This is a genomic window from Streptomyces sp. NPDC088910 (assembly GCF_044749865.1).
GTDB lineage: Bacteria > Actinomycetota > Actinomycetes > Streptomycetales > Streptomycetaceae > Actinacidiphila.
Genome location: NZ_JBIVIV010000010.1, coordinates 78,231 through 100,703 on the forward strand (window position 1 = coordinate 78,231; position 22,473 = coordinate 100,703).

Annotated in this window: 24 protein-coding genes; 17 read left to right on the plus strand and 7 right to left on the minus strand. The window is 70.6% G+C overall.

Annotation, left to right across the window (positions count from 1 at the left end; genetic code table 11):
- Window positions 1-22: 22 nt before the first annotated feature.
- The gene (locus ACIP4Z_RS22805) at window positions 23-2,614 is read right to left on the minus strand and encodes an alpha-L-rhamnosidase C-terminal domain-containing protein (RefSeq protein WP_401310860.1); all 2,592 of its coding nucleotides are present in this window, start codon (window positions 2,612-2,614) and stop codon (window positions 23-25) included.
- Between the two features lie 409 nt (window positions 2,615-3,023).
- Here ACIP4Z_RS22805 and ACIP4Z_RS22810 point away from each other — a divergent pair, with 409 nt between their 5' ends.
- The 9 genes from ACIP4Z_RS22810 (at window position 3,024) to ACIP4Z_RS22850 (ending at window position 12,818) form a co-directional block, all read left to right on the plus strand.
- On the plus strand, window positions 3,024-4,343 hold the full coding sequence (locus ACIP4Z_RS22810; RefSeq protein ID WP_355345733.1) for an extracellular solute-binding protein: 1,320 nt from the start codon (window positions 3,024-3,026) through the stop codon (window positions 4,341-4,343).
- A gap of 19 nt (window positions 4,344-4,362) precedes the next feature.
- Window positions 4,363-5,304 carry a carbohydrate ABC transporter permease gene (locus ACIP4Z_RS22815; protein WP_401311287.1) on the plus strand — a complete coding sequence of 314 codons (942 nt, stop codon included), beginning with the start codon at window positions 4,363-4,365 and terminating at the stop codon, window positions 5,302-5,304.
- Window positions 5,304-6,137, plus strand: a complete 834-nt coding sequence (locus ACIP4Z_RS22820) for an ABC transporter permease subunit (protein ID WP_391045476.1) — start codon at window positions 5,304-5,306, stop codon at window positions 6,135-6,137. Before ACIP4Z_RS22815 ends, ACIP4Z_RS22820 begins: the two co-directional genes overlap by 1 nt.
- Window positions 6,134-8,593 carry a beta-glucosidase gene (locus ACIP4Z_RS22825; RefSeq protein WP_401310863.1) on the plus strand — a complete coding sequence of 820 codons (2,460 nt, stop codon included), beginning with the start codon at window positions 6,134-6,136 and terminating at the stop codon, window positions 8,591-8,593. The genes ACIP4Z_RS22820 and ACIP4Z_RS22825 overlap by 4 nt, the downstream gene beginning before the upstream one ends.
- A 217-nt stretch (window positions 8,594-8,810) precedes the next feature.
- A complete protein-coding gene (locus ACIP4Z_RS22830; RefSeq protein ID WP_401310866.1) occupies window positions 8,811-8,957 on the plus strand; it encodes a hypothetical protein in 147 nt (48 codons plus the stop codon).
- Window positions 8,958-9,037: 80 nt separating this feature from the next.
- The gene (locus tag ACIP4Z_RS22835; RefSeq protein ID WP_401310868.1) at window positions 9,038-9,340 is read left to right on the plus strand and encodes a hypothetical protein; all 303 of its coding nucleotides are present in this window, start codon (window positions 9,038-9,040) and stop codon (window positions 9,338-9,340) included.
- Between the two features lie 351 nt (window positions 9,341-9,691).
- Complete coding sequence (locus ACIP4Z_RS22840) at window positions 9,692-10,132, plus strand: hypothetical protein (protein ID WP_188279498.1); 441 nt, start codon at window positions 9,692-9,694, stop codon at window positions 10,130-10,132.
- Window positions 10,133-10,384: 252 nt separating this feature from the next.
- Window positions 10,385-11,065, plus strand: coding sequence for a class F sortase (locus ACIP4Z_RS22845; protein WP_401310872.1), 681 nt, complete (start codon window positions 10,385-10,387; stop codon window positions 11,063-11,065).
- 181 nt (window positions 11,066-11,246) lie between these two features.
- Window positions 11,247-12,818 (plus strand): oleate hydratase, encoded by a 1,572-nt coding sequence (locus tag ACIP4Z_RS22850; protein WP_401310874.1) that lies wholly within the window; start codon window positions 11,247-11,249, stop codon window positions 12,816-12,818.
- A 224-nt stretch (window positions 12,819-13,042) separates the two neighbouring features.
- On the opposite strand, the gene ACIP4Z_RS22855 is transcribed toward ACIP4Z_RS22850, so the two are convergent.
- Window positions 13,043-13,495: an anthrone oxygenase family protein gene (locus tag ACIP4Z_RS22855; protein ID WP_401310877.1), complete on the minus strand. Its 453-nt coding sequence runs from the start codon at window positions 13,493-13,495 to the stop codon at window positions 13,043-13,045.
- A gap of 80 nt (window positions 13,496-13,575) precedes the next feature.
- Here ACIP4Z_RS22855 and ACIP4Z_RS22860 point away from each other — a divergent pair, with 80 nt between their 5' ends.
- The 6 genes from ACIP4Z_RS22860 to ACIP4Z_RS22885 all read left to right on the plus strand — a co-directional run bounded on the left by ACIP4Z_RS22860 (window position 13,576) and on the right by ACIP4Z_RS22885 (window position 18,326).
- The gene (locus ACIP4Z_RS22860) at window positions 13,576-14,295 is read left to right on the plus strand and encodes a TetR family transcriptional regulator (RefSeq protein WP_355345715.1); all 720 of its coding nucleotides are present in this window, start codon (window positions 13,576-13,578) and stop codon (window positions 14,293-14,295) included.
- A 143-nt stretch (window positions 14,296-14,438) separates the two neighbouring features.
- On the plus strand, window positions 14,439-14,570 hold the full coding sequence (locus ACIP4Z_RS22865; RefSeq protein ID WP_355345712.1) for a putative leader peptide: 132 nt from the start codon (window positions 14,439-14,441) through the stop codon (window positions 14,568-14,570).
- A 227-nt stretch (window positions 14,571-14,797) separates the two neighbouring features.
- Entirely contained in the window at window positions 14,798-15,841 is a 1,044-nt protein-coding gene (locus tag ACIP4Z_RS22870; RefSeq protein WP_355345709.1) for an amino acid ABC transporter permease, read from the plus strand.
- A 17-nt stretch (window positions 15,842-15,858) separates the two neighbouring features.
- Window positions 15,859-16,611 carry an amino acid ABC transporter ATP-binding protein gene (locus tag ACIP4Z_RS22875; protein WP_355345777.1) on the plus strand — a complete coding sequence of 251 codons (753 nt, stop codon included), beginning with the start codon at window positions 15,859-15,861 and terminating at the stop codon, window positions 16,609-16,611.
- Between the two features lie 118 nt (window positions 16,612-16,729).
- Complete coding sequence (locus ACIP4Z_RS22880) at window positions 16,730-17,731, plus strand: ABC transporter substrate-binding protein (protein WP_401310882.1); 1,002 nt, start codon at window positions 16,730-16,732, stop codon at window positions 17,729-17,731.
- 157 nt (window positions 17,732-17,888) lie between these two features.
- Complete coding sequence (locus ACIP4Z_RS22885) at window positions 17,889-18,326, plus strand: NUDIX domain-containing protein (protein ID WP_401310885.1); 438 nt, start codon at window positions 17,889-17,891, stop codon at window positions 18,324-18,326.
- A gap of 23 nt (window positions 18,327-18,349) precedes the next feature.
- On the opposite strand, the gene rpsN is transcribed toward ACIP4Z_RS22885, so the two are convergent.
- The 5 genes from rpsN to ACIP4Z_RS22910 form a co-directional block, all read right to left on the minus strand.
- Window positions 18,350-18,655, minus strand: a complete 306-nt coding sequence (rpsN, locus tag ACIP4Z_RS22890; protein WP_401310888.1) for a 30S ribosomal protein S14 — start codon at window positions 18,653-18,655, stop codon at window positions 18,350-18,352.
- Entirely contained in the window at window positions 18,655-18,891 is a 237-nt protein-coding gene (rpmB, locus tag ACIP4Z_RS22895) for a 50S ribosomal protein L28 (protein ID WP_401310890.1), read from the minus strand. The genes rpsN and rpmB overlap by 1 nt, the downstream gene beginning before the upstream one ends.
- A 268-nt stretch (window positions 18,892-19,159) precedes the next feature.
- Window positions 19,160-19,975, minus strand: coding sequence for an SAM-dependent methyltransferase (locus ACIP4Z_RS22900; protein ID WP_401310893.1), 816 nt, complete (start codon window positions 19,973-19,975; stop codon window positions 19,160-19,162).
- 56 nt (window positions 19,976-20,031) lie between these two features.
- Window positions 20,032-20,271, minus strand: a complete 240-nt coding sequence (locus tag ACIP4Z_RS22905; RefSeq protein ID WP_317452483.1) for a DUF397 domain-containing protein — start codon at window positions 20,269-20,271, stop codon at window positions 20,032-20,034.
- Window position 20,272: 1 nt separating this feature from the next.
- Complete coding sequence (locus ACIP4Z_RS22910; protein WP_401310896.1) at window positions 20,273-21,154, minus strand: helix-turn-helix domain-containing protein; 882 nt, start codon at window positions 21,152-21,154, stop codon at window positions 20,273-20,275.
- Between the two features lie 322 nt (window positions 21,155-21,476).
- Here ACIP4Z_RS22910 and ACIP4Z_RS22915 point away from each other — a divergent pair, with 322 nt between their 5' ends.
- Together ACIP4Z_RS22915 and ACIP4Z_RS22920 are read left to right on the plus strand one after the other, a co-directional pair.
- Window positions 21,477-21,962, plus strand: a complete 486-nt coding sequence (locus ACIP4Z_RS22915; RefSeq protein ID WP_401310899.1) for an ATP-binding protein — start codon at window positions 21,477-21,479, stop codon at window positions 21,960-21,962.
- The gene (locus tag ACIP4Z_RS22920; protein WP_391045438.1) at window positions 21,959-22,432 is read left to right on the plus strand and encodes a hypothetical protein; all 474 of its coding nucleotides are present in this window, start codon (window positions 21,959-21,961) and stop codon (window positions 22,430-22,432) included. Before ACIP4Z_RS22915 ends, ACIP4Z_RS22920 begins: the two co-directional genes overlap by 4 nt.
- Window positions 22,433-22,473 lie beyond the last annotated feature (41 nt).

Sequence of the window (22,473 nt, forward strand, 5' to 3'; positions counted from 1 at the left end):
GAGGGCGTGTGCGGCGGACGGTTCAGGACGCCTTGCCGGTCACCGTGATCGTGTGGCTGCCCGCCGGGATGCCGCGCAGCGTCACCCGGCCGTCCTTGAGCGTGGCCTGGAAGGCGTGCGCCCCCGAGCCGTCCCAGGCGACCCGGCCGTCGACCTTGACGGTGACGCGCGTGCCCGTCGCGGGCAGGTCGGCGACACCGGACGTCCCCTTGGGCGCCGTCAGGTCGAGCGTGAACTGCCGGTCACCGCCGCCGCGCTTCCAGTCGACGGTCAACGGACCGTGCGGCGTGGGAAGTTGACCGCGCGCCCAGGTGACGGAGCCCGGATGCGGTGCGACGCTCCAAGTGGCGAAGCCGGGAGTGACGGGCGTCGCGCCGAGCAGGTCGTTGGTCAGTGCCGGGACCACCCCGGTCGACCAGCCGTGCGCGGCCGAGGTGAAGCCGCCCTCGTACATCGAACCGCCCGGGCCGATGCCCTCCCAGTCGGTGATGCGGGGCCCGTGCCCGGCCATCCAGCCGTACAGCCGCTTGATCTCGTCGATGGCGGAGTCGGCCTTGCCCGCCAGGAAGCGGGCCTGGATCTCGGGGTACGAGGTGAAGGCGTAGACCCGCTGGGAGCCGTCCGGGACCAGGGTGTTGTTGTCCATGAAGGCGTTGCCGTACGGCTGGGCGGTGGTCCGGGACAGGTGGTCGAGCGCCGAGGCGGCGCGCGTCGGGTCGGCGACCCCGGCGACCACGGCCAGGCCGTTGCCGTCCTGCCCGTGCCGTACCGCGCCGGTCGCCGAGTCGAGGTAGGCGCCCGCGGCGCTGTCCCACAGACGGGTGTTGATCGCCGTGCTCACGGTGGCGGCGCGCTTCTGCCAGCGGTCGGCGTCCGCGCCGTGGCCGAGTGACGTCGCCAGCGCCGCAGCGTCCTTGAGCGCCTGGACGTAGAGGGTGTTGTAGTAGGTGACCTCGCCGCTGCGGGGCAGGAAGGCGTAGTCGCCGTAACCGCCGGTGCCGTTCAGGCCCTTGGACAGCAGGCCGTTGGCGTCGGTGACGCTCGGGTACCAACTGTCCAGCGTCTTGACCAGGTTGGCGTAGTAGTCGCGGGCGTAGGCCGTGTCGCCGGTGTACAGCACGTAGTCCCAGCTACTGGTCACCCACCACAGCGGGTAGTCGAACAGCGGGAGCGTGTAGGTGTTGATCGAGGCGGGCGGTATCCAGCCGTCGCCGCGCTGGTGGTCGGCGAGGTCGGCCAGCACGTTCTTGGCGGCGACCGCCGCGTCATGGGTCAGATACGTGGTGCGGCCGGAGACCGCGACATCGCCCACATACGGGTCGCGGTCGCGCTTGGCGCCGTCGTGCAGCACGAGCTTGCCGTCCAGCGTCGGGCTGTCGGCGTTGCGCGGGTCGACGTCGTCCGACCGGAAGGTGTCGGTGACCAGTTCGTTGGTGTACGAGGCGTCGTACCAGTACTGGTTCAGCTCGGCGTCCGAGGACTCGAACCAGCCGGTGTAGGAGTCCGGGGTGCCGAGGAACGGGGTGAAGTCGAGCGAGACACCGTCGATCCGCACGGTGCCCGACGGCTGCGCGAGCGGCGCGTCGGAGGGGAGCGCGTCCAGGCTGATCCTCATGTAGCGGAAGCCGTGCAGACCGTCGGCGCACACCTTCGTACCGCTCAGGCAGCTCTTGTGGTCGGTCCAGATCCCGCCCTGCCGGGGGACCGCGTACTGATCGGTGCCGGGGCCGCCGGAGACGTCGGAGCGCGTGTAGTCGGAGCGGTCGGTGAGGTAGTCGAGCGTCTCGGAGAAGGCCACCCGCACGCCGGGGCTGTTGTCCGAGGCGCCCGCGAAGCTGATCCGGGGGTAGCCGGAGACGACCTTGCCGAAGTCGAGCGTGACGCTGGGCACCGGCTCGGCGGCGACCAGCCCCGGCCACACCTCGTTGATCCTGGTGTACTCGCCCTTGCCCGAGGACTGGTCCTTGGTCACGGTGATCCGCACCCGCGCGGTGGTCACGGACGAGGAGAAGGCGACCGCGCGCCGCACGTCGGAGTTGCCGGTGACGGTGGCGCGGGTGGTCCAGGCAGAGCCGTCCCAGGTCTCGACGGTGAAGTCCTGCGGGACGCCGTCGCTGTTGGACAGCACCGTGATGCCGGGGAGCGTGACCGGGGTCGGGCTGGTGATCTCCAGCCAGGCGGGATACGTGGCCGCGTTCGCGTCGTTCCAGAACGTGTCGGTGTCGCCGTCGACCGCGTTGCCCGGCACGTAGGTACGGGGCTTGCCGTCGTTGCCGTTGTTGCCGTCGTGGTACGAGGAGGCGGTGGCCGTGGTGTCGGCCGGCCACGTCGGCTCGGGCTTGGGGGCGGGCCTGTTGAGGGTGGCGGTGCCCTTGCCGAGGACGCCCTGAGGGTGGGCGACGTCGCCGGTGGTGGCCGTCACGGCGACCGGCCGCACCTCGCGGCTCGACGGTGCCCGTACGTACTTCCGCCAGGAGGCGGAGTGGGGGGAGTTGGCGGAGGCCGGCCCCGACAGGGCCATGGTCGCGGTGAGCGCGCCGACGACGGCGACGGCCTGCGCGATGCGGACCGACCGTCGGGAGAGCGTGCCACGGAGGGGATGCGCAGAGGACAAGAGGGCTCCAGGTGTTCCACGAGCCGCGTCCCGCAGCCCGCACCACTAAGAACGATTCAATTCGGCGCCGCTGAACCTATGGCGCGATTGAGCTGGGGGTCAATACATCCTTCGGCCAAGGCTTCGCATTGTCGCGGCGCGGAATTGAAACGTCATTGAAACGGTAAGGCAGGGCCGCCCCCGCGTCCGGCCCGCCGTCGGCCCCGCTCGCCGGTCTCGTCCCGTGTTCCGACATCTTTCTCGAAACTGTCGAAGCCGACACCGCGTCAGTTCGGTGGCCCGATCGGGTGTTGGGTCACGCTTTGGTAACCCGTGACGCGAGCCTTGACCCCCTCTCCGGGCGCACTTTACCGTCACAGCGCGCAGCAAATTTCGGCGATGATGCCGAATCTTTCGAAAGGCTGGACCGATGAAGAAGCGCGCATTGCTCTCCCGCGCCGCGACCGCCAGAGCCCTGGCCGGCGGCGTGGCGCTCGTGCTCGGAATGTCCCTGGCCGCCTGTGGCGGCAGCAGCGGCGGCGACTCGGGCGGCGCCGGCTCGTTCCACGTGCTGGTCTACGGGGACGCGACCAACAAGGTCGAGAAGCAGATCGTCGCGACGTTCAACAAGACGTCCAAGGTCAAGGCGGTCCTCGACACCATCCCCGGCGCGGACTACCAGCAGAAGCTGCAGACGCTCATCAGCACCAAGCAGGCGCCCGACGTCTTCTTCAACTGGGGTGGCGGCAGCATCGCCCCCTTCGTCAAGAAGGGGCTTCTGCTGCCGCTGGACGAGATGATCGCCAAGGACCCGGGGCTCAAGAACAACTTCCTGACGTCGGTGTTCGACAGCGCCAAGGTGGACGGCAAGCCCTACGGCATCCCGATGCGCGGCACCCAGCCCGTCCTGCTCTTCAACAACAAGAAGGTGCTGGCCGACGCGGGCCTGACCGAGCCCAAGACGTGGGACGACCTGCTCAACGCGGTCAAGGTCCTGAAGTCCAAGCACATCACCCCGATCGCGCTCGGCGGCGGCGACCAGTGGCCGACCCTGATGTGGTACGAGTACGTCTACGACCGCGTCGCGGGCCCCGGCCTGTTCGAGAAGGCGCTCGCGGGCGACAAGAGCGCCTGGGCCAGCGCCGACAGCAAGAAGGCGCTGTCGATGCTCAAGGAGCTGGTCGACGCCGGTGCCTTCGGCACCAACTACGACTCGGTGAAGTTCACCGACAACGGCTCCGCGGCCCTGGTCGCCACCGGCAAGGCCGGGTTCGAGCTGATGGGCTCCTGGTACTACTCCACCCAGCAGGACGCCAACGCCGACTTCGCCAAGAACGACCTCGGCTTCAGCACCTTCCCGACCGTGACCGGCGGCGTCGGCGACCCGACCGACGTGGTGGGCAACACCAACAACTTCTACTCGGTGCTGAAGAAGACCAAGTACCCGGACGCGATAGCCGAATTCCTCAAGCTCCAGTACAGCGACGAATTCGTGCAGGCACAGCTCGGCATCGGCAATCTGCCGACGACGAGGAACACCGAGAAGTTCCTCGACACCTCGGCCGATCCCGCCTACTCCAAGTACCAGTACAACCTGGTCAAGGACGCGAAGTCCTTCCAGCTCTCCTGGGACCAGGCGTACCCGCAGTCGGCGAGCACCGCGATGCACACGGCGGTCCAGCAGTTCTTCGACGGCAAGCTCGACGCCGACGGGTTCATCAAGGCCATGCAGGCCCTGCCGTCGTCCTGACCAGGGAACCCTCCACATGATCACCACATCGCCCCCTGCGGCACGGAGCGGCACGGCCCACCGGGCCGGGATGGGCCGCCGCTCCGGCTCCGCGGTGACCCGCCCAGGTCTGGCCTGGGCGGTTCCCGCCACCTTGTTCTTCGTCTGCTTCGCCGTCGTTCCGCTGCTGCTGGTCGCCGTGCTGTCCTTCACGAGCTGGGACGGCCTCGGCTCACCCCGGTGGGCGGGCGTGGCCAACTGGAAGGCGCTGATCCACGACCACACCATGATCCAGAGCCTGTGGCTCAGCGCGCTGATCACGGTGCTCGGCGTCGTGATCCAGACACCGCTGAGCCTGCTGCTCGGCGTCTGGGCCGCGGGCCACCAGCGCAACCGCGCGATCCTCTCGGCGGTCTACTTCATCCCGCTGCTGCTGTCGGCCACCGCGATCTCGGTCCTGTGGCGGGCGATGCTCGACCCCAACTTCGGTGTGCCCGCACAGGCCAGATGGCTCTTCGGGGACGGAAATCTGCTCGGCATGCGGTCCGGCGCCATCGGCGTGCTCGTCTTCGTCGGCGCCTGGCAGTACACCCCGTTCCACACCCTGATCTACCAGGGCGCCGCGCGCGCCGTCCCGCCCGTGCTCTACCAGGCGGCGGCCATCGACGGCGCGGGAACCATCCGGCAGTTCTGGCACATCACCCTGCCGCAACTGCGCAACACCATGATCACCTCGATGATCCTGATGGTCGTCGGCGGCCTCACCACCTTCGACACCGTGCTGATCCTCACCCAGGGCGGCCCCGGCACCGACACCACCATCAGCGCCTACTACATGTACCAAAAGGCGTTCAAGAGCTTCGACTTCGGCGGCGGTTCCGCCATCGCCCTGGTCCTCGTCGTGATCGCCACGATCGTCTCGCTGATCGTCGTCAAGGTCTCCGGATACGACAAGATGCGCAGCTCGGCGGAGGGCCTGTGATGACACGCCGAACCAACCGCCACCGCCCCAACTACCTGGCCGGGCTCGGCTCCCTGGTCTGGCTCTTCCTCGTGGGCCTGCCGCTGTACGTGATGCTCGCCGCGACCCTCCAGAGCCGCAGCGACTACTTCAAGAGCGGCCCGCTGGGCTTCCCCCGGCACTTCACGCTGAAGAACTACACGCAGGACTTCCACAACGGCTTCGGCCAGTACTTCCTCAACACGGTGCTGGTCACCCTCGCCGTCGTCGCCATCGTGCTGCTGCTCGTGCCGCCGCTGGCGTACGCGATCGTCCGCGGCCGTGGGCGCCTCACCACCGGCGTCTTCCGGGTCTTCCTGCTGGGCCTGGCCATCCCCGCGCAGGCCGTGATCGTGCCGATGTTCTACGTCATCACCAAGGCCGGTCTCTACGACAACCTCATCGGCGTCATCCTGCCGACCGCCGCGTTCTCCATGCCGGTGTGCGCGCTGATCCTGTCCGGCGTCATGCGCGACATCACCCCCGACCTCTACGAGGCCATGGCGATGGACGGCGCCGCGCCCTGGCGGGTCTTCTTCCAGCTCGTGCTGCCGCTGTCCAAGGGCGGCCTGTCCACCATCGTGGTCTTCTCCGCGCTCCAGTCCTGGAACGGCTTCCTGTTCCCGCTGGTCCTGACGCAGTCCGACTCGTCCAAGGTCATCACCCTCGGCCTCTACAACTTCCAGACAGAGCACGGCATCGACGTCCCCGGCCTGCTGGCCGCGGTGGTGCTGTCGATGCTGCCCATCTTCATCGTCTACCTGTTCGCCCGGCGCGCCCTGGTCCAGGGCCTCATGGGCGTCGGAGGAAAGTGACCGACACCGTGGTCGAAGAGACAGAACCCGTCACCGAACCCTGGCGCGACCCCGACCTGGCCCCCGAACTGCGGGCCGACGCGCTGATCTCCGCGATGACCTTGCGGGAGAAGGCCGCGCAACTCGTCGGCGTCTGGGTCGGAGCGTCCGACGACGGCGGCGAAGTCGCCCCGTTCCAGCACGAGATGGAAGCACCGGTCGACCTGGAGGCGCTGCTGCCGCAAGGACTCGGGCAGCTCACCCGGTCGTTCGGGACCGCGCCGGTCGACCCCGCGCTCGGCGCGCTGTCGCTGCTGCGCACCCAGCGCGCCATCGCCGGGGCCAACCGCTTCGGCATCCCCGCGCTCGCCCACGAGGAGTGCCTGGCCGGTTTCGCCGCCTGGGGCGCCACCGCCTACCCCGTACCGCTGGCCTGGGGCGCCACCTTCGACCGCGCGCTGATCCGCCGCATGGCCCGCGCCATCGGCGACGACATGCGCTCGGTCGGCGTGCACCAGGGCCTGGCCCCGGTCCTCGACGTGGTGCGCGACGCCCGCTGGGGCCGCGTCGAGGAGACGATCGGAGAGGACCCGTACCTCGTCGGGACCCTCGGCACCGCCTACGTCCAGGGCCTGGAGTCCGCCGGAGTCGTCGCCACCCTCAAACACTTCGCTGGCTACTCCGCCTCCACCGCGGGCCGCAATCTCGCCCCGGTCGGCATGGGCGTACGGGAGCGCGCCGACGTGATCCTGCCGCCGTTCGAGATGGCGATCCGGGAGAGCGGGGTGCGCTCGGTCATGCACGCCTACACCGACACCGACGGCGTCCCCTCCGCCGCCGACGAACACCTGCTGACCGGACTCCTGCGGGACACCTGGGGGTTCACCGGCACCGTGGTCGCCGACTACTTCGGCATCGCCTTCCTCCAGACGCTGCACGGCGTGGCGGGCACCCTCGGCGAAGCGGCGGCCGCCGCCCTCGCGGCTGGCGTGGACGTCGAACTGCCCACCGTGAAGGCGTACGGCGAACCCCTGCTCAAGGCCGTCGCCGACGGGAAGGTGCCCGAAGCCCTCGTCGACCGCGCGGTACGCCGGGTGCTGATCCAGAAGGCACAGCTCGGACTCCTCGACGCCGACTGGGACCCGACTCCCGCCGCCCTCAAGGGCCTTGGCACGGCCTCCGCCGACGGTACGGCCCCCGCAGACGGCACGGCCGACCTCACCGACGCCGGGATCGACACCGAGGCGCTGCGCGGCCGGGTCGACCTCGACCCGCCCGCCAACCGCGCCATCGCCCGGCAGGTCGCCGAGCAGAGCGTCGTCCTGCTGCGCAACGACGGCGACACCCTGCCGCTGGACCGCCCCGCGACCATCGCCGTCATCGGCCCCAACGCCCACACCCCCACCGCCGTGCTGGGCTGCTACGCCTTCCCCGTACACGTCGGCGGACAGCACCCCGACACCCCGCTCGGCATCGAACTGCCCACCCTGCGCGAGGCGTTGGTCGCCGAATTCCCCGGCGCGCGGATCGTCTCGGCGCTCGGCGCGAGCATCGACGGCGCCGACACCGACGGCTTCGCCGAGGCGGTCCGGGTGGCACGCGGCGCGGACGCCGTCGTCCTCGCCCTCGGCGACCGGGCGGGCCTGTTCGGACGCGGCACCAGCGGAGAGGGCTGCGACGCGGAGTCGCTGACGCTGCCCGGCGTGCAGCAGCAGCTCCTCGACACCCTGCTGGACACGCTCGCGGGCACCGGCACCCCGCTGATCGTCACCCTGCTGGCCGGGCGGCCCTACGCGCTCGGCCGCGCCGCCACCGAGGCCGCCGCCGTCGTGCAGTCCTTCTTCCCCGGCGAGGAGGGCACCGCCGCCGTCGCCGGAATCCTCAGCGGCCGGGTCGAGCCCTCCGGCCGACTGCCCGTCAGCGTTCCGCGCCGCCCCGGCGTCCAGCCGTCCACGTATCTGGCGGCGCGCCTCGGCAAGGCCAGCGAGGTCTCCAGCATCGACCCTACGGCGGCCTTCGCCTTCGGTCACGGGCTGACGTACACCCGATTCCAGTGGACGGACCTGGACGTGCCGCGCCTGCACACCGGGACGGACGGGGAGATCGCGCTCGCCTTCACCGTGCGCAACACCGGTCGTCGGGACGGCACCGAGGTCGTCCAGCTCTACCTCCACGACCCGGTCGCCTCGGTCGTGCAGCCCGTGCAGCGGCTGGTCGGCTACCACCGGGTCGCCCTCGCGCCCGGCGAGTCGGCTCGCGTCGAGGTCACCGTGCCCGCCGACCTGGCCGCGTTCACCGGCCGCGACGGCCGACGCGTCGTGGAACCGGGGGAGTTGGAGCTGCGGCTTGGCGCCTCCTCCACCGATCTGCGGCTCACCGTCGTCTGCGCCCTGACCGGCCCGGCCCGCACGGTGGACCACTCTCGCAGGCTGCACGCCGACTTCAGGACGGATCGCGAACGGGGCTCCGTGTCCTGAACATTCTGAACGCCACTTCTGTAGCGGTGACCTGACGGGCCGACAGCCGTGCCCCGCCCTGTGCGGAGGCGCGGCTGTCGGCGTTACGGAACCGGCGCCGACGGGGGAGCGGCGGGTCCCTCCCGTAGCGCCCGCGCCTCCAGGTGCCGCCACATCGCCGACGCGTTGAACCCCGCTCCCCGGCCTGCGGCTGGACGCCCTGCACGCGCTGAGCGACGTGCTGGACCTTGGCCACGCCCTCTTCGCCCCCGCCGGGCTGCCGCGGGACCGCCTCGCGGCCCTGCGCGACGCCTTCCGCGCCTCGACGCCCGCCGCCTTGGTGAGCGTGACGCCGAGGTCGTCGGAGGAGAAGACGCCGCCGTAGCCGCCGCGCCGGATCCGGCCGCGCCGGTTCGGATCGGCCACGACGGCGCGGTAGACGTCGTCCTTGCGCAGCCCCTTCCAGTGCCCGCCGCCGTCGGTGGTGGTCCAGCCGCCGACGGAGTCCAGCCGCTGGCAGCTGATCACTGGCAGCTGTGCTGGCAGCAGGCCGCCCCGCTGAACGCCCCGGCCGAGGACCCGCCGGCCGGGGAGGACCGGCTGATGCTGTCGCTGCTGGTCGGCGGCCTGAAGGACGAGGCCATCGCTCGTCAGCTCGGCTGGTCCATCCGTACGATGCGCCGCCGGATGAGCGGCCTCCACGGGTGTCTCGGGGTCACCAACCGCCTCCAGGCCGGGGTGGTCGCGACCCGGCGCGGCTGGATCTGACCGGCGGTCGCATGCGCCGGGAGCGGAGGCGGGGCTCGCGGCCGGGAGCGGACGCCGGGCTCACGGTCGGGTACGGGGTCGGATGCCGCCTGGATACGGGGCCGGACGCGTGCCCGCGCGGACTCACCCATTCGGCGATCCGAGTGACGGAGCGTCGGGCGGAGCCGCGATACCACGCTGACCTGTGGAATTGCCGCATGTCGAGCGCGACACGCTGCCGGATGCCGCCAGAAGTGACGGGTTGTCAGCAGGCGCGGTGCCCGGCCGCCGGGTTGCCTCGGAAGCGCGAGCACGGATTTCCCCCGTCGCGGTGCACCGGCATCCGCGTCCGGACTCGCTGGAGGATCACTCATGCGTTCGATCAACACGCTTCTGGGCACCGCCGTTCTCGGTGCGAGCATCGCGCTGGCCGCTCCGGCCGCTCACGCCGCCGCCGCGCTGCCGCAGACCACGGCCGAGTGCACCAAGGCGGTGGCCGCCGCCGACAAGGCGCAGGCCGACTACGACGCCGCGCTGGCGGACTACAAGAAGCAGGTCGCGGCGGGCGGCCACCCCGGCACCGCCGAGCAGGACAACCTCTCCGCGCTGGAGAACCAGGTCAACGTCACGGCCTCCGACGCCTCGCGCGTCTGCCCGGACGCCAAGGTCCCGTCCGGCACCGTGCACACCGGCATCGGCAGCACGAGCGAGGGCGGCAACACCACCGAGATCGCGCTCGGCGCCGGTCTGCTCGGTGTCGTCGGCGCGGGCACCCTCGTACTGCGCCGCCGCCGCGCCGGTGGCCAGGTCTGACGAAGGTCCGACGCGAGGTCGCCGACGCGGGGCGCGCAGCCCTGACGCGGTCCTGGTCACCGGCCGTCACGGCCTCACCGCCCCGCCGCGGTCGCACCCGTGCCCCGTACCCCGTGGTCGTACCGCGCGGTGCGGGGCCGCGCCCCGGCGCCTTCTCGCCGCGTCATCCGATTGGCCGTGTCCCCCGGGAGGCCGCGTCTTTCGGCAGCCCGAGCCGCCTCCCCCCTACGTGACGTCAGACAGGCAGACCCCGTGGACCACAACGCCCCCGCAGGCAGCGGCCTGCTCCGCCGTATCGCGCTGACCGTGCTGACGACGGTCGCGGTGTCCGTCGGGATCACCCTGATCAGCAACGGTGCCCAGTCGCAGACGCCCCCGCCGCAGCCGGGCGCCGCCCAGGCGTTCGCGGCGCAGGACGACACGCCGAACCCCACGCCGACGCGGCCCGGCGTCCCGGCGATCACGGTGCTGCCGCCCTCGGTGCCGACCGAGGTCCGGATTCCCTCCATCCGCCTCGACGCCCCGGTGACCGGCCTCGACCTGCGACAGGACGGCCACCTCGACGCGCCGCCGGACGACGAGCGGAATCTGGCGGGCTGGTACCGGGGCGGTACGGCGCCCGGAGCCGTCGGCACCGCGATCCTCGCCGGTCACGTCGACACCCGGCAGGGCTCCGCCGTCTTCTACAACCTCGGCGCGCTCAAGAAGGGCGCCGCCGTCGAGGTGGACCGCCAGGACGGCCGTACCGCCCTGTTCACGATCGACGCCATCGAGGTCTACGCGGCCAAGGACTTCCCGAACAACAAGGTCTACGGCCCCGCCTCCCGGCCGGAGCTGCGCCTGATCACCTGCGGCGGCGGATTCGACAAGAAGCGGCAGCAGTACCTGGGCAATGTCGTCGTCTACGCCCACCTGACCGGGGCCCGCCTCTGAGGCCGTGACGTGCCCGGCGTACCTGCTCCGACGTACCGGCCGACACCGACGTACCTGCTCCGACGTACCTGCGCGACGCACTGACCGACACCGACGCACCTGCTCCGACGTACCTGCGCGACGCACCGACCGACACCGACGCACCGAACGTTCCGACGTACCGAACGACACCGATCGAGGAGTGGCTGTGGCCAAGGCATATCTGGTGGGAAGCGGAATCGCGTCGCTCTCGGCGGCGGCGTTCCTGATCCGCGAGGGCGGATTCACGGGCTCCGACATCGTGATCCTGGAGGAGCAGGACCGCGAGGGCGGCAGCCTGGACGCGGCGGGCACGCCCGAGAGCGGCTACACCATGCGCGGCGGCCGGATGTTCGAGGTGCACTTCGACTGCACCTACGACCTGCTGTCCTCCGTCCCCTCCCTCGACGACCCCACCAAGTCCGTCACCGAGGACACCTTCGCCTTCCACGAGGACTTCGCCTGGAACGACCACGCCCGGCTGGTGGACGCGGAAGGGAAGGTGATCGACGCGCACTCGATGACCTTCTCCGAGCGCGATCGTCTGGAGTTGGTGGCGTGCGTGGCGACCCCGGAGAAGCTGCTGGACGGCAAGCGCATCGCGGACTGCTTCCACGAGGAGTTCTTCCACACCAACTTCTGGGCGATGTGGTGCACCACCTTCGCCTTCGAGCCCTGGCACAGCGCGATCGAGTTCCGCCGCTATCTGAACCGCTTCGTGCATCTGTTCAAGACCTTCGACAGCATGTCGGGGATCTACCGCACGCGGTTCAACCAGTTCGACTCGATCGTGCGTCCGTTGATGAAGTGGCTCGCCGACCAGGGCGTCGTCGTGCAGTTGGGCACCCGCGTCACCGATTTGCGGCTCGCGCCGGGCGACGAGCTCACCGTGGAGGCCATCACCTGGGTGCGCGGCGGCGCGACCGAGGAGACGGCGGTCGGCCCCGACGACCTGGTGATGGTCACCAACGGTTCGATGACCGCGAACTCCACCCTCGGCGGCACCGACACCGTGCCCGTCCTGGACACCACGAGCACCGCCGGGTCCTGGGCGCTGTGGGAGACGCTGGCCGCCAAGCGCCGCGGGCTCGGCGACCCGAAGGTGTTCGACTCCTCCGTCAAGGACTCCACCTGGGAGTCGTTCACGGTCACGACCAAGGACCCGCTCTTCTTCAAGCTGATGGAGGAGTTCAGCGGCAGCGAGGCGGGCAAGGGCGGCCTGATCACGTTCAAGGACTCCAAGTGGCTGCTGACCATCGTCCTCAACCACCAGCCGCACTTCCGTGAGCAGCCCGAGGATACGTACGTCTGGTGGGGTTACGCGCTCTTCCCCGACCGGGAGGGCGACTTCGTCGGCAAGCCGATGGCGCGGTGCACCGGCCGCGAGATCCTGGACGAGGTCCTTCAGCACCTGCGGTTCGCCGAGCGCCCGCGCATCCTGGACGACTCGATCGTGATCCCGGCGATGATGCCGTACATCACCAGCCAGTTCCTGGTCCGCTCCGCGGGCGACCGCCCCCAGGTGGTCCCCGAGGGTTCCACCAACCTGGCCTTCATCGGGCAGTACGCGGAAGTGCCCGACGACGTCGTCTTCACCGTGGAGTACTCGGTGCGCACCGCGTGGACCGCCGTGGCGGGACTGCTCGGTCTCGAGCGGCAGCCCCCGCCCGTCCACAAGGGCGGCCACGACCCGAAGGTGCTGATGGAGGCGGTGCAGACGCTCCACCGCCGCTGACGCCGCTGACGCCGCTGACGCCGCTGACGCCGCTGACGCCGGTCAGGCGGGGCCGGGCTCGCGCTGCGCGTCGTCCAGGGCGCGGAGGCGTTCGAGCGCGGGGACGGCGGCGGCCAGCGCCGCCGCCTCGTCGGGGGGCAGCCGGTCGATGAGCCGGGCGAAGACTTCGACACTCGACCGGCGGCGCTCGGCCAGAACCGGCGCGCTGTACCGAGAACGAGCGCTCAGTAGACCGCGGCGACCAGTACGAGAGCGACCCCGGTCACCGACGCGCCTATGCGTACGAGGTGGAAGCGGCCCCAGCGGTCCCGGAGCTCCTGCCAGTCGTCGGGAAGGGTGTCGACCGTCCAGCTCCCGATGCGCGTGACGATCGGGACCTCGACGGCTGCCGTCACCACCAGGGCGACGACGAACAGCGCGAGTGCCGCCGATGTGAGGAAGAACGTGCGGCGGTGCCCGTCGTAGGACAGCACCAGGACGGGAACCGCGGACAGCAGCGCCGCGGGCATGAGCACGGTCATCACCTGGGCCATGTTCCGGCTCAGCCTCCGCACGAGCGGCAGCATGAAGTCCGGCTCGAAGCGCGGCATGGACCGGGTGAGGGCGAGCCAGGGACCCCAGAACATCCCCGAGACCGCGGCCGACAGAAGGATGTTGACCAGTTGCCAGGTCTTCATGGTGATGCGCCTCCCTTAGTTACCGTCACTGTAAATTTACAGTAGCAGAATAAATTATGCTCCCGCACTATGCTGTGCACATGAGCAGGGGCACGGTGAACTGGACGGTGCTGCGCGCGCCCGCCGCGGGGGAGCCCGAGGGTGAGGGGCTGCGCGAGCGCAAGAAGCGCCTGATGCGGCAGCAGCTTTCCGACGCGGCGACGCGGATGTTCGTGGAGCGCGGCTTCGACGCCGTACGGGTCGCCGAAATCGCCGAGGCGTGCGGGGTGTCGGAGAAGACGGTCTTCAACTACTTCCCGACCAAGGAATCGCTGATCCTGGACCTGCCGCAGGCGACCGCGGCCTCGCTGGAAGTGGCGCTCTCCGACCCCGCGCCCGGCTTCTCACCGGTCGCGGCGGCGCTGCGGGTCCTGGCCGACGAGTTGGCGAGCGTCACCTCCTGGCTCGCCGCCCAGGACGACCGGGCCGGCGCCGCCGCGGACTTCCGTCGCTTCGGCGCGCTCATCCACTCGACCCCCTCGCTGCGCGCCCAGCAACGGGAGATCCGCGACGAACTCGTCGCCGTCACCGCAGGACTGCTCGCCCGCAGGACCGGCGCGGAGCCCGGCGACCCGGAGCCGCAGATCACGGCCACCGCACTGCTCGGGCTGTGGCCCGTGCAGTTCCGCAGCCTCGGCCGCCACCTCGACGGGACCCGCACGCCCGGCCAGGTGCGGGACGCGGTCACCGTCGACGTGCACCGTGCCGCGAACCTCATCGACGCCGGACTGCGGACGTTCGGGGCGCCGGACGCCGGATAACGCCGGGTCGGCCGTACGGGACGGCGCTTCATGCGTGTCCCGCGTGCGATCTCCGTCACTCGCGCGGGCATTGTCCCCACGGCACGGGCCGGTTACCGTGATTGCTGTTTTCCGGCAGGACCGACGCGAGTGAGGGGACGGGCATGCGCGGCGCACACGACAGCGGCGGCACACCCCGCCCCGGCGGGTCCTTCCAGCTCCACGTCGCCAGGCGCCACGTCGACCTGCTGCGCGTGAGCAGCGCCCTGTGTCCGGAAACCCTCCCGGCCCGCTGACCGTCCAGGAGCCCGCAGGTCCGCACGTCCCGTCGGGACGTCGACCCCGCTTCCCGCACGGCGGCGCGTAGCCGTTCGCCGACGCGCGCCCGCACACCCCCCCCGCACACCCCCGCGCGCTCGCCCCCCCCGCCGCCGTTTCCCGACGTCAACCCGCCCGCCGCACGCGGCCGTTGACGCCGTACGCGCGCTGCCGCGACCGCACATCCAGACGGGAAGCACCGATCATGGAGCACCAGGACACCTTCCAGCGCCTACGCGCTGTGCCCGAAGATCCTCCACCACCGGCCGAACCGGGGAAGACCCGCGCGCCGCGCGCCCTCGACCGCCGCCCCACGGACGACGAATTGCTCGCCGCCAGGCTCGTACCACTGCGCAGGCCGGGCCAATGGGTCTCCGCGCTGGTCCTGTTGGTGCTGTTCGCCATGCTGGTGCACACCCTGCTGACCAACAAGCGGTTCCAATGGGGCACCGTCGGCGACTACTTCCTGCGCGGATCGATCCTGCACGGCCTGGAACTCACGCTGTGGCTCACGGGCGCCGTCATGGCCAGCGGCTACCTCCTCGGCATCGGCATCGCCGCGATGCGCCTGTCCCGCAACCCCGTCCTGCGCGCCCTGAGCTTCGGCTACGTCTGGCTGCTGCGCTCCGTGCCGCCGCTGGTACAACTCCTCTTCTGGTACGAACTCGCCTCGCTGTACCCGCGGATATCGCTCGGCATCCCCTTCGGCCACGAATTCGTCACCGTCAAGACCGCCCACCTGTTCAGCGGCATCCTCGCCGCCTACGTCGGCCTCACCCTCGACGTGGCCGCCTTCTCCTCCGAGATCGTCAGGGGCGGCATCCTGTCCGTCGACCCGGGACAGAGCGAGGCCGCGCAGGCGCTCGGCCTCGGCAACGGCCGGATCTTCCGCAAGATCGTGCTCCCGCAGGCCATGCCCGCGATCATCCCCGCCTCCGGCAACCTGCTGATCGGCATGCTCAAGGCGACCTCCATCGTGAGCGTCATCGCCGTCCAGGACCTGCTGTATTCGGCCCAGTTGATCTACAACCAGAACTTCCTCATCATGCCGCTGCTGCTGGTGGCCACCGTCTGGTACGTCATCCTCACCACGCTGCTGTCGATCGGCCAGTTCTACGTCGAGCGGTACTACGCGCGCGGCAGCGGTCGCGGTGGCGGCGGTGGTCCCAAGCGCGGCTTCTGGGAGGTCACCCGCGCCAACATCCCGGTGTTCGGCCGGACCAGGACCGACCTGGCGGGTCTGTCATGACCGGCGATGGACGCCCGCTGGTCAGGATCCGCGGCCTGCGCAAGAGCTTCGGCACGCAACTCGTCCTCGACAGCGTCGACATGGATGTCCATGAGGGCGAGGTGACCGTGCTGCTCGGCCCCTCCGGCTCCGGGAAATCCACGCTGCTGCGCTGCGTCAACCACCTGGAGCGGCCCGACGCGGGCTTCGTCGAGGTCGGCGGCGACATCGTCGGCTACCGGCCGGGCCGCGGCCGACTGCACGAACTGCGCGCCCGCTCGATCACCCGGCAGCGCGCCCATGTCGGCATGGTCTTCCAGCAGTTCAACCTCTTTCCGCACATGACGGTGCTGGAGAACATCACCGAGGCGCCGGTCGCGGTGCGCGGCGTGCCGCGCAAACAGGCGGCGGTCCGGGCGCGCGCCCTGCTGGAACAGGTGGGGCTCGGCGGACGCGAGGACTCCTACCCCCGGCAGATGTCCGGCGGTCAGCAGCAACGCGTCGCCATCGCCCGGGCGCTCGCGATGGAGCCGAGACTGCTGCTCTTCGACGAGCCCACCAGCGCCCTCGACCCCGAACTCGTCGGCGACGTCCTGGCCGTGATGAAGGACCTCGCGGTGAGCGGGATGACGATGATCGTCGTCACCCACGAAATCGGCTTCGCCCGCGAGGTCGCCGACACCGTCGCCTTCCTCGACGGCGGCCGGATCATCGAGTCGGGGCCGCCCGCCGACGTCCTCGCCGACCCCCGCCACCCCAGGGCGCGGTCCTTCCTCGCGGCCGTCCTGTAGCGCCGGTCCCGCATCGCCCCCGCACTCCTCCAATTGACGCTCGCCGTCGAGCGGTTCACGCCAGGCCGCGCACACACCTGCCCGCACTCGTCTCGACCCCGCTGCGAAAGGCACCCCCGTGACCACCGAAAGACGCCCCGCCCGCCGTCTCCCGCGGCCGGCCGCCGCCACGCTCACCGCCGTCATCGGCCTCGCCCTGCTGACCGCCTGCGGTGACTCGTCCGACGACTCGGGCACGCCGAAGTCCCGGGCAGCCGGCGCCACCTCGTCGTCGTCCGCGTCGGCCGGATCGACCGCCATCCCGACCGAGGACGTCGTCTCGGGCATCGCGGCCGACCCCGCGCTGACGGCGGAGCTGCCCGCCGCGGCGAAGAGCAGCGGCACGCTCACCCTGGGCACCACCCGCGCGCCGGGCGTCACCGGCCTCCCGCACGGCGGCGAGAGCGAGGACGGCACGCCCATCGGCCTCGACGTCGACCTGCGCAACGCCGTCGGCAAGGTGCTCGGCATCACGTGGAAGGTGCAGTACGGCACCTTTCCGACCGTCATCCCCGGTGTGCAGAACGGCCGGTACGACGTCGGCCAGGACAACTTCGGTGTCACCAAGGCCCGCGTGGAGGTCGTGGACTTCGCGACCTACCTCAACGACGGCCAGTCCTTCCTCGGCGCCGAGGACGTGCCCGTCGACTCGGTCACCCAGCTCACCGACCTCTGCGGGCTGACCGTGGCGACCAGCCCCGGCTCCACCTTCCAGCAGATCCTCACCGACGGCGCCTCGAAGTGCTCGGGCGCCGGGAAGAAGCCGTACAAGGTGCAGTACTTCACCGACTCCGCCCCCATCTTCCTGGGGCTGGCGAACGGCAAGGTGGACATCTACTTCGGCCCGACGCTGGCGCTGAAGTACGACGCCACGCATGTGCCCCACACGAAGTACCTCGGCCAGATCAGCACCACGCCGGTCGGATTCGTGACGGCGAAGGGCTCACCGATCGGCAAGGCGCTCAGCGACGCCGTGAACAAGCTGATCGCCGACGGCACCTACGCGAAGATCTTCGCGAAGTGGGACGTGCCCGGCACGGGCATCACCAAGTCCGAGGTCAACCCGGCGGCCACTTTCTGAGACCCGCCGCCCTCCGACCGCGCCCGCCTCCGGCGGCGCCCGGACCCCGTGCCGCTCGGGCACGCGGTCCGGGCCGCGCGGCCCCGCACGACGATCACACCGGCCGACCTCCGCGTGCTACGGTCCCGCGAAGTCCCTTCGCCCCATGAGGATTTCCATGCCGTATCAGCCGCCTGTGTGGCCGGTGTCCGTCAAGGCCGTGGTGCTCGACGCGCGTGGCCGTGTCCTGCTGTCGAGGAACGACCGCGAGGAGTGGGAACTCCCCGGCGGGCAACTGGAGTCGGGCGCCGAGCAGACCGGACGACGGCCCGACGACAGCCCCGAATCCGCCGTCGAACGCCAGGTGCTGGAGAGGACCGGCTGGTTGGTCGAGGCCGACGGCCTCATCGACGACGGGGTGTGGATCCACGAGACCGCGCCCGGCCGTCGCGTCCTGGTCGTCACGTACGGCTGTTCGCTGCTGCCGCCCGACCAGCCGCCGCCGACGGCAGAGGAGCACAAGGAATCCGCGCTCTTCCCGCTCGACAGCATCCCCGAGCTGAACATGCCCAGCTCCTACAAGCGCGCCATCTACGCCTGGACACACCGAAGTTGAGCTGAGGCGCGAGGGAGGGACAGCTACCAGCTCGATTTGCGCACGCCCGGCAGGAACCCCGCGTGCGCCTGCTCGCGCAGCCGGACCCGTGAGATGCCGAAGGTGCGGAAGTAGCCGCGCGGGCGGCCGTCCACCGCGTCCCGGTTGCGGACCCGGGTGGCGCTGGCGTCGCGCGGCTGTCGGCCCAACTCGGCCCGTGCGGAGGCCCGTTCGCCGGGCGTGGTGGCGGGGGAGGCGATGATCCGCTTCAACTCGGCCCGGCGTGCCGCGTATCGGGCGACGACCGCCTGACGCTGCTCGTTCTTCGCGATCTTGCTCTTCTTGGCCATCAGACCTTCTCCCCGCGGGCGCGCAGCCGGGCGACGGCCGCCTCGACGCCGATCCGGTCGACGGTCTTGATGCCCTTCGCGCTGAGCGTCAGCCGGACGAAGCGGCCCTTGGAGGCCAGCCAGTAGCGCTTGCGCTGGATATTGGGGTCGAAGCGGCGCGGTGTGCGCCGATGGGAGTGGGAGATGGCGTTGCCGAAACCGGGCTTGCGCCCGGTGAGCTGGCAGTGGGCGGACACGGTGCCTCCAGGGCGGTTGCGGACTCGCGAGGGCCCGCGACGGCCCGGACGACCGCCGCCGATGCCCCGGCGACCGGCCCCACCGTACCTTAATGGAAACGAATGTCATTACGCCGGGCTACCGGCTACCGGCTACCGGCGGCCGGACTGCCGCACTCCCGGACTGCGGCACTACCCCTGTCCGGGACGCGGCAGCGCCCCCCTGAAACGCGTCGCGGCCCGGCCTCCGGCGTCACCGGAGACCAGGCCACAGGGGAACGGGAGACGATCAGGGCTTACGGGCGACCGCTCCGTACATCGCGATCTGCTCGTCCCGCACCGCGGGGTCGACGGAGTCGTCCGGCCGCCAGCGGTGCACCTGCGTGATGCCCGGCTCCACCAGCTCCAGGCCCTCGAAGTACGCCTGCGCCTCGCTGAGATTCCGCAGCCGCATCGGCATGCCGCGCGCGGTGTACTCGGCGTTCACGCGCCCGACCTCCTCCGGCGCGAAGTCGTCCGTGCCGATCGACATCGCGAGGTAGCTGCCGGACGGCAGCGGGTCCAGCAGGCGGTGGACGATGCCGAGCGGGTCGTCCTCGTCCATGATCAGGTGGACGATCGCGATGAACGTCAGGCCCACCGGCTTGCCGAGGTCGATGGTCTCGCGGAACTGCGGCGAGCCGAGGATCGCGGCGGGGTCCCGCATGTCCGCCTCGATGTACTCGGTCCGCCCCTCGGGAGTGCTGGAGGACAGGCCCGCCGAGAGCGTGAGCACGATCGGGTCGTTGTCCACGTACACCACCCGCGACTCGGGGGCGATGGACTGCGCGACCTCGTGCACGTTCGGCCGGGTCGGTATGCCGGTGCCGATGTCGACGAACTGCCGGATGCCCGTCTCCTGCGCCAGGTAGCGCGTGGCGCGGTGCATGAACTTCCGGTTCTCCAGCATGTGCGGCACGATCGACGGCCACACCTCCACCATGGCGTCGCCCGCCTCGCGGTCGGGAGGATAGTAGTCCTTGCCGCCGAGGATGTAGTCGTACACCCGTGCCGGGTGCGGGTTCTTGGTGTCGATACGGTCGGCCGGCCAGCCGTTCTCGGGCACGCGGTCCTCCGGATTTCCTTGTCGATGTGCGATGGTGCCGCTCGCGCGGCCTGGCGTCACTGCTGGAGCAGGAAGTCGGCGTCGCCCGCCTTGGTGCCCCGGATGAAACTCTCGATCTCCCGGCGGTTGTAGATCAGCGCGGGGCCGCCCGGATCGGTGGACTGGCGCAGCGCCACCCGGCCGTCGGGCAGCTTCATCGCCTCGACGCACGCTCCGCCGGCATCGTCGCTCCACGGCTTGTGCCAGCCGTGGGGCCCGAGGTCGGCGGCACTCATGCCGTTGCGAATGTGATCCACGTCAGAGCTCCTTGCGTAGGGCACCCAGCAGTGCCTTGGTCTTCTTCTCCTGCGGCGCCTGGGCGGCGAGCCGGTCCATGGCCTCGCGGTACGCGGCGACCTCGTCCTGCTTGTCGAGGTAGGTCGACCCGATCAGGCCGCCGAGATAGACGACATCGGGCAGTTCCGCGGCCTCGAACCGGAAGAGCTGGAAGGCCCCCGCGCGGGTCGCCGGGTGCGGCCCGTTGGTGAAGGGCATCATCTGAAGGCGTACGTGCGGCAGTTCGCCGATCTCCAGCAGATGGTCGATCTGAGCGCGCATCACCTTCGGTCCGCCGACCGGCCAGTGCAGCACCGTCTCGTCCATCACCGCCCATAGCAGCGGGGGTTGGGCACGGGTCAGGATCTGCTGCCGGGTCAGCCGCAGGGCGACCCTGCGGTCGATGTCCTCGGCCGACGCCTGCGGGTCGCCCGCGGTGAGCAGCGCGTGCGCGTACTCCTCGGTCTGGAGCAGGCCGGGGATGAACTGCGCCTCGTACGCGCGGATGTGGACCGCCGCCTGCTCCAGGCTGAGATAGGCGCCGAACCAGTCGGGCATCACGTCGCGGTAGGTGTGCCACCAGCCGTGCTTGTTGGCCTCGCGGGCGAGTTCGAGGAAGGTCTCGATTTCGGCCGTTTCCGTGATGCCGTAGGTGCGCAGCAGCTTCTCGACGTCGGACAGCCGCAGCCGTGCCACCTTGGCCTGTTCCATCCGGCGGATCGTCGAATGGCTCACCCCGATGACCTCGCCGGCCTGCTCGAATGAGACGCCGGCGCGGGATCTGAGCTCCTCCAACTGGCGTCCCAGTATCATCCGCAGCACCGTAGGAGGGCCGCCGCCCCACCCATTGTCGGTGGCCGCCATTGCTACCTCCCCGTGCGAATGTTCAGTGCTCGCCGCAGTGTGCCATGTTGCCCCGCAGTCTCCCGCCGCCCTGGCTCATTCTGCGAATTGCACTTTGTGGCTTGCGAGTTGAGGGTAGCAGCACCATAGTTGGAGTCGACGGCGTAGCCGATCACCATGATGACTACGTTGTCAGGAACCGCCACGCGCCCGGTCGTCCTCAGCCGTCGTCATCGCGGAAGCACCGACACAGGCAGTGACGCCGATGGTCGAGCCCGGCAGTGATGCCGCCGAGCGCGCAACCGCGACCCCACATACGCGGCCCCCACGAGAGGTGACGGCCATGGCAGCATTAACGGGTCTCCGAACCCCACCGATCACGTCATCGCGCCCGAGCGGCGATGTGTACGCCGTCTTCCGTCTCGCCGCCCGCCGGACCTCCGTGAGCGTCGCCCGCCACGAGGCCCGCGCGGAACTCGACCGCTGGGGCCTGCCCGAGGGCGTCCGCGACGACATCGTGCTGGTCGTCTCCGAGCTGGTCACCAACGCGATCGTGCACAGCCTCAGCGACAGCGTGACCTGCCATCTGCGCGGCGGCGGTCCCGAGGTCTACGTCGAGGTCGGCTCCGAGGGGCGCAGCGCGTCGCGGCACGACGCCCGGCTGCCGGACGAGGGGGGCCGCGGGCTGGTCGTCGTGGAGGCCCTGAGTACGACCTGGGGGATCAACGTCTCCTCGCCCGGAGCCGGTTGGACGGCCTGGGCCACCTTCACCGTGCCCGCCGCCCCGGCCGACGACGCGTCGGCCACGTACTCGGAGGACCCCCGATGAAGCGTGTCCCCCCGGCCGGCCGTCGCTCCGCCCTGCCGCCCCGGGGCACCCGCCTCGACTGGCTCGCCCCCCGCGTGGACGGGCCTTCGGCCGCCAGGGAACGGATCCATGTCCCGACCACCGCAGACTTCCCGCCGGGACTGGCCTGCGACGTGGTCGAGACGTCCGCGGAGCACGGCATGCGGATCCTCGGCTGCCTGCCCAGCTCCGGCTGCGTCCTCACCAACGGACGGCAGTGGTCGTGGATCGTGCCGACCGGCTCCGACATCGACGTGGAGTGGCCGTCCTCCACCCGCTACCTGGTCGACGCGGCCGTGCTGGTGCCCGCGTACGAGACGCTGCCCGACGTGTCCGGCGGCCACGACGTCATCCACCCGCCGGACCAGGCCGTGCCGTACACGCACCCGATCCTGCTGTACTTCGCGGCCTGCTGCATCGCCGGGGTGCAGCCCGCCATGACCGTCGAGTAGCGGCCCCGACTGGCGGCCCGGAACGGCACGGGGCCTGCCCG